10 protein-coding genes are annotated in these 12,403 nt (G+C 41.5%); 7 read left to right on the forward strand and 3 right to left on the reverse strand.

What is annotated here, in order from left to right; translation table 11 throughout:
* Nucleotides 1-491 precede the first annotated feature (491 nt).
* Together QO189_RS11035 and QO189_RS11040 are read left to right on the forward strand one after the other, a co-directional pair.
* Nucleotides 492-2,093, forward strand: a complete 1,602-nt coding sequence (locus QO189_RS11035) for a DUF262 domain-containing protein (protein ID WP_371532760.1) — start codon at nt 492-494, stop codon at nt 2,091-2,093.
* Between the two features lie 27 nt (nt 2,094-2,120).
* Nucleotides 2,121-2,657, forward strand: coding sequence for a hypothetical protein (locus QO189_RS11040; protein WP_371532761.1), 537 nt, complete (start codon nt 2,121-2,123; stop codon nt 2,655-2,657).
* Nucleotides 2,658-2,711: 54 nt separating this feature from the next.
* On the opposite strand, the gene QO189_RS11045 is transcribed toward QO189_RS11040, so the two are convergent.
* Complete coding sequence (locus tag QO189_RS11045) at nt 2,712-2,972, reverse strand: DUF1289 domain-containing protein (RefSeq protein WP_371532762.1); 261 nt, start codon at nt 2,970-2,972, stop codon at nt 2,712-2,714.
* A gap of 188 nt (nt 2,973-3,160) precedes the next feature.
* On the opposite strand from QO189_RS11045, the gene QO189_RS11050 reads away from it, so the two are divergent.
* The 3 genes from QO189_RS11050 to QO189_RS11060 all read left to right on the forward strand — a co-directional run bounded on the left by QO189_RS11050 (nt 3,161) and on the right by QO189_RS11060 (nt 6,671).
* Nucleotides 3,161-3,814 carry a YqiA/YcfP family alpha/beta fold hydrolase gene (locus tag QO189_RS11050; protein ID WP_371532763.1) on the forward strand — a complete coding sequence of 218 codons (654 nt, stop codon included), beginning with the start codon at nt 3,161-3,163 and terminating at the stop codon, nt 3,812-3,814.
* 110 nt (nt 3,815-3,924) lie between these two features.
* Nucleotides 3,925-5,811, forward strand: a complete 1,887-nt coding sequence (gene parE, locus QO189_RS11055; RefSeq protein WP_371532764.1) for a DNA topoisomerase IV subunit B — start codon at nt 3,925-3,927, stop codon at nt 5,809-5,811.
* Nucleotides 5,812-5,942: 131 nt separating this feature from the next.
* Nucleotides 5,943-6,671 (forward strand): lysophospholipid acyltransferase family protein, encoded by a 729-nt coding sequence (locus QO189_RS11060; protein WP_371532765.1) that lies wholly within the window; start codon nt 5,943-5,945, stop codon nt 6,669-6,671.
* 144 nt (nt 6,672-6,815) lie between these two features.
* Here QO189_RS11060 and QO189_RS11065 read toward each other — a convergent pair whose 3' ends face one another.
* Nucleotides 6,816-7,598 (reverse strand): SDR family NAD(P)-dependent oxidoreductase, encoded by a 783-nt coding sequence (locus QO189_RS11065; protein ID WP_371532766.1) that lies wholly within the window; start codon nt 7,596-7,598, stop codon nt 6,816-6,818.
* A 294-nt stretch (nt 7,599-7,892) separates the two neighbouring features.
* On the opposite strand from QO189_RS11065, the gene QO189_RS11070 reads away from it, so the two are divergent.
* Nucleotides 7,893-9,374 carry a hypothetical protein gene (locus QO189_RS11070; RefSeq protein ID WP_371532767.1) on the forward strand — a complete coding sequence of 494 codons (1,482 nt, stop codon included), beginning with the start codon at nt 7,893-7,895 and terminating at the stop codon, nt 9,372-9,374.
* Nucleotides 9,375-9,511: 137 nt separating this feature from the next.
* Here QO189_RS11070 and QO189_RS11075 read toward each other — a convergent pair whose 3' ends face one another.
* Nucleotides 9,512-11,182, reverse strand: a complete 1,671-nt coding sequence (locus tag QO189_RS11075) for a mechanosensitive ion channel (RefSeq protein WP_371532768.1) — start codon at nt 11,180-11,182, stop codon at nt 9,512-9,514.
* Nucleotides 11,183-11,644: 462 nt separating this feature from the next.
* Here QO189_RS11075 and QO189_RS11080 point away from each other — a divergent pair, with 462 nt between their 5' ends.
* Entirely contained in the window at nt 11,645-12,376 is a 732-nt protein-coding gene (locus tag QO189_RS11080; RefSeq protein WP_058025059.1) for an FKBP-type peptidyl-prolyl cis-trans isomerase, read from the forward strand.
* Nucleotides 12,377-12,403 lie beyond the last annotated feature (27 nt).

Consider the following 12,403-nt stretch of genomic DNA (forward strand, 5'->3'; position numbering starts at 1 on the left):
ACTCAGAAGTGAAACATCGTTGCGCCAATGGTAGTGTGGTTCGCCCATGTGAGAGTAGGTCATCGTCAGCTCTCTATACTTAAAAAGAGTCATCCTTAATTGGGTGGCTCTTTTTTTTATCTTTTATTCCTAGTGACCTACGCAGCAAATCCTATTTAAAGGATTTGCTCTTGCGCTGCCTAAGATTGGCATGCAATTTTTACGGCGCTCAGGTCATCGTCAGCTCTCTATTCTAAGTAAAAGCCCCCTTTGCGAAAGCAGAGGGGGCTTTTCTTTGTTTGGAGTTTCTTAAAATAATTATAGAATTCAACATTATTTTCAGCTATATAATTCTTAAAATTATTATCGGACAATATTTACTTTATAATAAAAAACAATTGTGCAATAATAAATAAATTTAATCTGATTGATAAAATTTCAATCGCAGTATCTTTATAAACCTTTCAATAAGATAAATCTCAAGATTAAATAAATTTAAGTTAAGGGACTTCATGGCAGCAAATATTGCAACTAGACTAGAGACAGGAACTCCTTTCTTAAAAGATTTAATCGCAGATATAAATTCTGGACAAATCAAAGTTCCTCAATTTCAGCGTAAGTTTGTTTGGAAAGAAGAACAAGCATTGAAACTTCTTGATTCAATTGCAAGTAATTATCCAGTGGGTAGTTTGCTACTGTGGCGTACAAAAAATTCGTTGGCCGTAGAGAGAAATATTGGAGCCTTTAAATTACCAGCAACCGATGATATGTCTCCTACTGACTACGTTCTTGACGGACAGCAAAGATTGACTGTAATTTTTTCAGCGCTTGGAGCTTTAGAAGGTCAAGATGGTTTTGATGTCGTTTATGATCTCATAGACGAGTGTTTTATGGAGTCACCAGAAAAATTTAGTCAAACTCAATTTCCTCTTCGCATCCTATATAACACTACTAAACTTCTTAATTTTCGCTCTGGGCTTGTAAGTTATCCAAATTCGAATGATTTGCAGAGTAGATTGGATGGTCTAATTGATGTCATTACAAATTATAGAATTCCAGTTGTCACTCTAAAAGAACTTACAGTCGAAGAAGTATGTCCAATTTTTGAAAGAATAAATAGCTCAGGGACTAGACTTTCGACATATGATTTGATGGTTGCTGCAACTTGGACTGAGACATTTGACTTAAATGAAGAGGCCGAAAAAATTGCACAGTCTTTGAGACCTAAGGGGTTTGACGATATTGATGGTAATACCGTTCTTAAATGTCTATCTGCTATAAAGCATCAAGGTATAAAGAAAGATCAGGTTTTATCACTTAGAAACTTATCTAAAGATGACATGGATGCCTTAGTAGAAGTAGCAAAAATCGCTCTACTTAAGACTGTAGATTTACTAAAGACAGAATTTAAAATATACAGTTGGGATTTTCTTCCATATGAGGCAATTGCGATTGTACTTGCATACGTTTTTTCAAAACGAAAAACGCTTTCCCTCGAAGATGTCAGACGTGTTAGGCAATGGTTCTGGTTGAGTGCTTTATCTGAAAGATATAGAGGAGCATCAGAGTCATTTGTTTCTCAAGATCTTGAAGCGATAGACTTATACGTTGTAAATGGTGAAGATCCCAAGAAGTCATTTGGAAATATCCCTTCCAAAGAGACTTTTAAAAATTTAGCATTCAGAAGTAACAATTCTAGATCTCGAGCGCTCATAATATTGCTTGCTTTAAAAAGACCTAGGAATCTTACGAATGGAGCTCTGATTGATCCTGAAATAGCATTATCAAATTACAATAGTAAACAGTTTCATCATATTTATCCTAAAGCTCATCTGAAGAGGGTTGAGTCATCTGGAGAGCATAATAGCCTGGCAAACTTTTGCATGTTAGCAGCATCAGAAAATAATGCAATAAGTGACGATCATCCTAATAAATATTTACCACGCTTGATAAGTGAATTAGGCTTAGAAGCTGAAGATATATTTGCTTCTAATTATTTACCTAGCCCAAGTTCGATAGATTATTCAACACTTGAATATCCTGAATTTATCGACTTAAGAGCAGAGCTAATGTTAAAAGATATTGATAAGCTCAAGGATGGCCTGACTTACTAATTACACTAAGCAGACTAAAGGATCTGTATGCTTAAGTCTTTCACAGTAAATGATATTAAAGAGCTTGAACAACTTGAGCGAAAATTGTATGAGTCTATGGATAAGACCTTACTTCAGATTAGCTCTGACGTTAGTTTAACCTCTTCACAAACGCTTTTTTCGAAAATGAAGTTTGGTGGTGTAGGTTTTGATCCTTTAGATTCTAAGCGTGTGCTTAATATTATCGAGCAGATTAATCAGTCTTTTACTTATCTAGCATCTTTTTACGCATTAGAAATTCTATTTACTGAATACGCAGAACTAGCTCCATTTAAGCTTAATCTTGGAACTGCTCCAGGTTCTGATATTGAATCAGAATGTGGCGAATTGGCTGCTGAGGTTTTTGCCGCAGTGACTCCAACGAGCAATCAAAAGCTTAAGAAAGATATAAATAAAGTACTAGCAACTGATGCCAAATTGAAGTTTGTGTTTTTTATGTGCCCTAATTTTGAATTAGGTCGTCAACCTCAACTAGAGAAGGAGGATGTAATTGTTTGGGCATTAAAGGGTGCAAATGTGATATAAAAAATCATTAAATTAGGATAAGGATAATAGAAATTATTATTTGATCCGTATTCCTCAAAACAACTCACCCATCTCAACGTCTTCCTCAAAATCAAAGCCTAACTGCTCGTTTTTACGCAGTCGCATGAGCTCGATACGCAGCTTACGTCCTGCGATAAGCCTTAGCACCTCGCGTTGCTGCTCTGTTGTCATATGATGCCATCGTTGGCGCTCGGCTCGACTGCGCAGGCAACCAAAGCAATAGCCTTTTTTATTGCTTTGACAGACACCAATACAAGGGTTGTCAATGTCGAACAGCTCAAACTGTTGATTCATGGCGACTCCATTGCGATTACCGTCATTCCTTTGACTGGCACAAAACGATTGTGACTATATTATTATGTCGCAAATACCGACTAATAGTGTGCCGTTTTATTGTTATTATTTTTGCGCATCGGGTGCTATGCTTAGCGTCACTGGCCTATATAAGACAATCATAACAAAATTAATAAGTGAGATGATACGTGAACCTGATTTATATCCATGGATTGGACAGCGATGCGAACTCGACTAAAGGGCTGCTGTTAGAAAAATACTGCCAGCATCATCATCCTGATATCACGGTGCTGCGTCCTGATTTGAATAAATCGCCTGCGCAAGTGCGTGAGCAATTGTTGTCATTGATAGAAGGGTTAAACAATAGCCAAGACCAACAGACGGGATCGTCCAACACGGTATTGGTCGGTAGCTCGTTGGGTGGGTATTTTTCTACTTTAATAAGCAATCAAATAGGTTGTCCTGCATTGCTGCTAAATCCTAGCACGCAGCCTCATATTACCCTACAGCGTTTTTCTGATAACTCAGTATCAAATCAAGATAGTAGTGATGAGTCATCAGATAATCAAGTTCTGCATACGACGGCTGGTGGCTGGCGTATCACGCCGTCAGATTTACAGTGGTTTGCAGATCATCGGATATCTCAAGTTATTTATCCCAATAAAGTTGCGGTACTACTGAAAGAAGGAGATGAGCTGTTAAATTCTGAATTGTCTCAAGCTTTTTATGAAGGGCAGGGCACATCGGTAACCGTACAAGCAGGCGGCGATCATCGCTTTAGTGACTTCGGTGAGCAGCTACCGATGGTAATAGAAGTGATACAGGATTTAGTAAAATATTAGATAGACGACATTATATGACGTGAACGATGGACTATTGATCTTAACGTCGCTATTTTTCGTTATAATGGTTTTATAGAGTTAAACGCACATGAATAGTTAAGGATGCATTTGTGAGTCAATATAATGCGCAATCGTTAGAAGTTTTAGAAGGGCTTGAACCCGTCCGTCGTCGCCCAGGTATGTATACCGATACCACGCGACCAAACCATTTGGCGCAAGAGGTCATTGATAACTCGGTGGATGAAGCGTTGGCGGGTTATGCCAAAACCATTAAAGTGCAGCTACACAGTGATGGGTCGCTGTCTGTCGAGGATGATGGGCGCGGTATGCCGACTGATATTCACCCTGAGTTTGGTCAATCCGGTATTGAGCTGATTTTGACCCGTTTGCATGCGGGTGGCAAGTTTTCGACCTCTAATTATGAAGTTTCGGGCGGCTTGCATGGGGTGGGTATCTCTGTCGTCAATGCGTTATCCACGCGCGTTGAAGTGACAGTATGGCGTGATAGTACGCAGTTTGATATGGCGTTTGAGAATGGCGCACCCGTGACGCCGTTGACGGAAGCGGTCAGCTCCAATAAACGCAAACGTGGTACTAGAGTACACTTTTGGGCCGATGGCAGCTTTTTTGATACGCCTAAATTTAATGTGAAGCAGCTCAAGCACAATCTAAAAGCCAAAGCAGTTTTGGCAGCGGGACTGACGATTGAATTCACTGATGATATCAACGATGAAAAGGTCGTTTGGCAGTTTACGGATGGGGTAGTTGAGTATCTAAGCGAGCAGCTAGACGGCCTTGAAACATTGCCAGAAGCACCATTTTATTATAATTACGATGCGAAAGCGGGTGAACGTGCTGCTATTACCTTTGCATTGTCTTGGTTGCCTGATGGTGGTACACCGATTCAGGAAAGCTATGTGAACCTGATCCCGACAGCGCAGGGCGGTACCCACGTCAATGGACTGCGCACGGGTATCCTAGAAGCGTTGCGTGAGTTTTGTGATATTCATAACTTGCTACCGCGCAGTGTAAAACTGACCGCAGAAGATGTGTGGGATGGCGTGAACTATATCTTATCCTTGAAGTTCTCTGAGCCGCAGTTCTCTGGTCAGACCAAAGAGCGCCTATCTAGCCGCGAGGCTGCTGGCGCCGTACAGACATTGGCAAAAGATGCCTTTAGTTTGTGGTTAAACCAACATGCTGATATGGGTACGCAGATTGCGGAATTAGCGATTAACAAAGCTGGACGTCGCCTAAAATCAGCCAAAAAAGTCGCTCGTAAGAAAATCACACAAGGGCCTGCATTGCCAGGTAAATTGGCAGATTGTCGCGGTGATCTGCGTGATGGCGCGGAACTGTTCTTGGTAGAGGGTGACTCGGCAGGCGGTAGTGCTAAGCAAGCACGCGATCGTCATTATCAGGCGATATTACCTCTGCGCGGTAAGATTTTGAATACATGGGAAGTATCCTCAGATACGGTACTATCAAGTCAAGAGATTCATGATATTGCTATTGCGATCGGTGTGGATCCGGCTTCTGATGATCTGTCCGAGCTGCGCTATGACAAAATATGTATCTTGGCAGATGCGGACTCTGACGGACTGCATATTGCGACGCTGATCTGCGCGTTATTTGTGAAGCATTTCCCTGCGCTGGTCGATGCGGGTCATTTGTTCGTTGCCATGCCGCCGCTCTACCGCGTGGATGTGGGTAAAGAAGTCCACTATGCATTGGATGAGCCAGAGCTTGCGCATATTTTGTCCAATGTACCAGGTAATAAGAAAGCGCAAATCACCCGTTTTAAGGGTCTAGGTGAAATGAGCGCTGAGCAACTGCGTGAGACAACGATGAGCCGAGATACACGCCGGTTAGTGCAGCTAGATATGGATGACATGATACTGACCAATGGTATTATGGATATGCTACTAGCAAAGAAACGTGCCGCTGATCGTAAGTCTTGGCTTGAGAGTAAAGGGGACTTGGCTGATATTTCTTAATCGATATCAGTGAGTCTTGAGAAGTATGTACAAGAGTGAACAATATAGGGTATTACTTATATTTATGACTAAGCGCTCTTGTACATAGTAAAAGCACGCAAAAATCAGCCTCGCCTTATAGGCTTAATGTTATGATGTCAGTAACTTCATTATATTATACTGTCATGATACCAAAGATTTTTAAACGCTCTAAGTCTGATGCTGCTCCGTCTGCGCGCTCAAAAATACTGCCGATTCTTAGTAGAGAGCAGGTGGGTGAAAACGTGCCTAGGCGTGGCAATAAAGTATCGCCCATCATTGGCTCTTGGTTGATGAAAACAGCAGGGTGGCGGACAGTCGGTGAGATACCTAATATCTCTCAGGCCGTGGTATTGGCACTACCGCATACCTCCAATGTCGATGGGGTTTACGCGATTCCTAGCTTATTTGCGCTGGATTTGAAAATTAGTATCATGGGTAAGCACACACTATTTAAGGTGCCTGTATTTGCGCAATTATTGAATTGGATAGGGGTCATTCCTATCAATCGTAGTGATAAGGGCTCAGTACTACAATCAAGTATCGATAAATTCAAAACGGGCAAGCCGCTGTTTTTGGGATTAGCACCCGAGGGTACACGAGAATATACCGAGAGCTGGAAGACGGGGTTTTATTATTTGGCCGTTGGTGCTGGCGTTCCTATCTTGCCAGTTGCATTGGATTATAATACTAAGGAAGTGCGTTTTTTGTCTCTGGTTCATCCAACTGGCGATATCGAAGCAGATTTACCAAAAATCTATGCTCAGTATCAAGGCGTGATGCCGCGCCACCCTGAGCGTTTATCGCAGCCGCTACAGGATGTTAATAACGCAGCTGAATAAAGCTTGTGGCAGCATTATTGGTACTGACCTTAATAAATTTCTATAATTTAGCTCCAAAAATAAAAAAGCCCCTGATATTAAATTATCAGGGGCTTTTTTAAATAAAATCACTTCAATAGTTACAAGCTCAAAAAGTACGAAATACTAAAACTGTGGCTGCCCATTAGACGCGCTGACACCACCGTCAACTGGTAGATTTACCCCAGTAATCATAGAAGCATCATTACTCGCTAAAAACGTAATGGCGGCGGCAATATCTTCTGGTGCTGCCAAACGTCCAAGTGGACAACGGGCTAGAAATTTATCTATTTTACTATCATTGTCTTGAATAGCAGTCGTCATATTGGTTTTGGTCACGCTTGGGTTGACGGCATTGACACGCACACCATCAGGGCCGTGATCCATCGCTAGCGTACGCGTCAAGTTGGTGACGCCCGCTTTGGCAGCGTTATAGGCGGCCATGTTCCAATCACCGCCCATACCTGAGAGAGATGAGACATTGACGATATTGCCCTTGGTGGCGATTAGATGAGGCATGGCGGCTTGGCAGACATAGAATGTACCATTTAAATTGATATTGATAGCCGAGTGCCAATCGTCAGAGGATAGGTTTGTTATTTTACCTTGAATCGCTTTTCCTGCGTTATTTACCAAAATATCAATCTTCTCGAACTTATCAATCGCGCTGCTAATCATCCCTTGTACTTGGCTTTGTACGCTGATATCACAAGTGACACATAGGTAGTTGTCGGTATGAATCCAAGTATGATCTTCTGGGAACTCTGCTGCTGTCTGCTCTAATGTTTCAGCTGTACGTCCTACCAAAACGACTCTCGCGCCTTCCTCGGCGAAGCGAATAGCAGTTGCCCGGCCAATGCCTGAACCTGCTCCAGTAACGATGACGGTTTTTTCTTTAAAACGCTTCATAATGTTCAATCCTTGTTATTATATAGTACTTATTAAAATTCGATAAACGTACCTGACATTGATACGTGAGCGCAGCTTATAACTATAAGATCCACGCACAAGCATTGCTGCTTTGATATCATCATAACAAGTCATTACGTTGAAAGCGACTGTGTCTGATAGTGCTTATGTAGCGTAATTTTACATTCGTAAAAATGTTGAAACGCTGATAACTATATTTATAAATATGCCGTCATTTTAATCAGCCAAAATGTCATTCATCACATATCATAAGATTATAAAGGGCTAGAATCTGTGTCTCATTCGTCTACTACAATATCCGATGGGGGCTATCTTGCTAGTGAGCTGGCCTGTTACTTACAGGCAGCAGCGGTAGACATCGCTTTGGCTGGTATGCAGACTATTGAACAGCAATATGATGCTCGCTATAGCACCCGCCACTATCATTACCAGCTCTCGGCGGGCAAGCTGCAACTGCTGGCACTGACATTATACTTGCCCATGAGTACAAGCTCAGCTGATATGGAGCGAGCACGTATGGCTGCTATAAAGGCTGCGCTGGCATGGCATAAATCATCATTGTCTCAAAATGAACAGGTTGCAGAGACTCATGATGTTTTGGTTTTTGATATTCAGCTGACTGATGATGTAGTGAATGGTCATAAGAAAGATGCTGATAGTCAGGACAGCAAGCACTCAAATCACTTGCAACATGCTTTTGGTGCTCGTTATTTTTTGGAGGATTTGGTTGTAGACATGAGTGAGGGCAGGCGGCAATTGCAAGTCTTCAGCTGGCACGACTGGCACTCAATACTGATCGCGGTACAAACACCCTGTGAGTTATGGCGGTTTTTGAGTCATCACTTAGAGCAACTACAATATTCGGCTATCAGCCATGTCCCAAGTTTTGTATCAGAACAAGTGCTAGTCGCTCAATTTTTGCAAAGCGCCTCTTTATTCACACCTGCGATCACAGTAGACAATGCACTTATCAAGTACGACATTCAGGATAAACCCAATCCAGCATTGGTGGCCATGGCGCTTGCATATAAGAATCAGAGCACAACTGCGCAGATGTATCAACAGCATATGCAGCAGGCAGCCACGCTATGGTCACAGCTCAGTACACAAATGATAGCAGCATATGCTGATAAGCAGACATCTAGTAATGATCAAGAATCACCATCTGAGCCGCTAGGGTTTCGTTGGCAGCAGCAACTATTAGATGAGTCTCTATTCTCGCGTCATGAGCTGATCCGTACATTATATAGACATCCTAAGCAAAGTAAGGCGCTGCAACAAGATGGTTATATCGTACATCAGCATTCCTACGAAAGCTTGGGGCGGCATTATGTACTGATATTTTATGGACAAGATGCTCAAGCACAGAATAGCAAAAATGCTATTCAACCGAATCTAGCCAAGATTGCACAGGATGTTGCGACTCGATTGCCAATAGCAGAGCTGCATCATATCGTTGTACTCGGTATCGACTTTATTACTGAGGCAAATGAAACGTTCATCGATATTGATGTGTGGATTCAGTCAGTGGACGCGATGACGCAAAGAGAGCGGCAGCTAACCAAGCAAATACAACAACTAAAGAGTAAAAAATCGCATCCAAATACGCAAGAGGCAGACAAGAATACGCAAGAGGCAGACAAGAATACGCAAGAGACAGACAAGAAAACCGCTCAAAACTCTGAAAGTCATCCTCAAGCTGACAAGTTGCCTCAAGTACGTCTAAGTCTTACTATACCGGCGCGAAAGAAATAATGAGCATGTAACATACTTTTAGAATTGAGCTGGGTATTCTACTAGAAGCTGCTGTAAGACTAATTTATACTGACACTCACAAAAAAAGACAGCCTAGGCTGTCTTTTTCTTATCTAAGAGTAGGTAATTATTGATACTTATTTATTGATGTCATCGTTAAGATCATTACCAGGAAGGATTTGATCACTGTTATAGATATCATTGGTATCAGTATCTACGCGAGGAGTGTCAATCACATCAGTGCGCAAATCAGTCGTTGACGTGCTAGCAGCTGAAGGTGTGTTGTCACGAACTGAATCAGCAACTTTTTCTTGCGTTGATGAGCTTGGCTGCAGCGTAGATTTTGCTTTTGCTTCGTCGCGCTCACGATCCATTTTATCTTGCATTTTACGTAGGAAACGTGCGGCTGCTTCTTGACCACCAAGACCAAATGATAGGGCAAAGGCGACGGCGACGGCACCTAGCGTCAGGCCAAATGCTAGATTCACGATTGAATCTGCAATACCCATTGCTTTTAGACCCATAGCAAGTACAAGGCCCATAATCAATACACGGACAATGTTTGCTAAGAATTGTGAACCTTGCTCAGAACGCTCAACAACACCCGCAATAATATTCGCAAGCCAGAATCCGATAAACAGGATAATTGCACCTAAGATGATGTTAGCGCCAAATGCGATAAACATCGTAATAATAGCTGAGATAGGCTCGAAACCTAGTAAATCAGCAGCTGCAATAGCAGCAAATAGCATAGCAAAGAAGATAATCGCATAAGCAACTAAGTCAGAGATTCTCTTGTCACCCATAGTCTCTTGCAAGCCAACTTTGGCAGGCATTTGATTGATTTGAGTATTTTCAAGCAATCCTTTGACGATATTTGCAACCATACGTACAACATAAAAAGTCACAAACAAGATAGCCACTGCCATGAAGATGTTTGGCAATGCTTCCATGATTTTGTTTAGCATATTGGTCGCAGGGCGAGCAATAACGTCGATTTTTAATGCGTTCAAAGCAGCAATAATCGTTGGGATAATAACCACTAAAAATGCTAACGAACCGGCAATATTAGGTAGGCTGTTTTGTTCACTTAAGCCAGCTTTCGTCGCTAACTCTTGAACATTAAAAGTAGAAACAAGGTTGGTTACAATGCCGCGTACGACTTTGGCAATGATATAACCAACGACAAAGACCACACCAGCGATTAGAATGTTAGGGATAAAGCTGAAGATTTTGTCGACCATATTGGTCAATGGCGCAAACAAACCATCAAGCTCTAGCTGACCGAGTACCATGGTCAAAACAACCAATAAGATGAACCAGTAAACCATATCAGCGATGGTGCTGCTCATCGGTTTTACGCCGGCTTGTGCGCTTAGACGCTCGTCCATTGTTGTTTTAGAAAGCGCGGCATTGATTGCAGTGCGTGCTACCGTGGCGATGACCCAACCAATCACACCAAGTGCAATCGCACCGATGAGGTTAGGGATAAATGCCAATACTTGATTAACCATATTTGCAAATGGTGCCGAAATTGAGTTTAAGTTTAGTTGGCTAAGCGCCCCTGAAATAGCAATGATAAAGATAAACCAAAAAACAATCTTAGAGATAATTCCCTCAAGATCGTAAGTTTTACCGGTTGAAGAGTTCATGCGTTGATTAAGATTGACTTTAGAGAGCACACCGCGGACAAGTGCTGCGATACCGAGTGCGACCAGCCAACCAATGATAAATATCAAAATAGCGCCAATGATAGAACCGATAGGCCCACCAAGATAACCGTTAAAAGATGTGTACATTGGGTTCATCTTATCCTCCTTGAATCATCCTATAGGTAACACTCAAAAGTATTGTTAGTACAATCACTGTTGAACGAGACAAATATATAGATGGTTTATTATAAATAGTGTCTTTAAATTGAGTTATGTGAAGATATTATAATTTTCGAATAAAGAGGATTATCAAAAGTATCAGTCTGGTTTTTAGTTATCGCTTTGCTATTGACACTCATATATCAACGATAAATACCAACATTCGATTACTTATCTCCTTAACCAATTTAGCTTAGCCTATGTATTGATGGATTTAAAGATAGAAAGCTTTACCTGCCACTATATTTGTGTGATAACTTGTTATTATAATAGGAAATATTAACACAGACTGTACATTCGCCCGATAATTTCATGTAAAGCGTGGTTCCCAAAACTAAGATTTGTTATTATAGAGAAATGTGACATCTCGCCACTATTCTTACAATCAGAGAGTAATCTATGAAAAAAATCACTACTTTAAGCATTAGCGCCCTTGCTAGTGCTATGTTGTTAATGACAGGCTGTAGCACCAATAACGGCAGTCAAGAAACAGCTGCTCAAAGCGTTTCTATCACTGAACAGAGCTCAGCAAGTGAAAAAGTGGGCTATAGCTTAGGATTTATGATGGCAGAAGGCAATAAAGAAGCTGTCAAAGATTTGAACTTGGATACTTTTGAAAAAGGTTTCCGTGATGGTTACGAAGGCAATGATTCAGCATTGACCCAAGAGCAAATGCAAGAAGTATTGATGACGTATCAAAAAGAGCAAGAAGAACAGTTCGCAAAAGACATGCAAACCAAAGCGACAGAAAATAAAACCGCTGGCACAGCATTCCTAGCAGAAAATGCGAAAAAAGAGGGCGTGAAACAAACGGATTCTGGCCTACAATATAAAGTATTGAAAGAAGGTACAGGTAAATCGCCAAAAGCAACTGACGTGGTGGAAGTGAACTACGAAGGTAAATTGATCGATGGTACCGTATTTGACAGCTCTTATGAGCGTGGTGAGCCAATTGAGTTTCCACTGAACCAAGTAATCGCTGGCTGGACGGAAGGTCTACAGTTGATGAAAGAAGGCGGCAAGTACGAGTTCTATATCCCATCAGACATCGCCTATGGCGAAGCGGGTAACGCTGGTATCGAGCCAAACAGCACGCTTATCTTTACGGTTGAGCTATTAAAAGTAAAGTAATGCGCGGTTGAAGCATTAGTATACAAA

Origin of the sequence: Psychrobacter sp. Arc29 (genome assembly GCF_041431175.1) — a bacterium.
In the GTDB taxonomy this organism is placed as follows: domain Bacteria; phylum Pseudomonadota; class Gammaproteobacteria; order Pseudomonadales; family Moraxellaceae; genus Psychrobacter.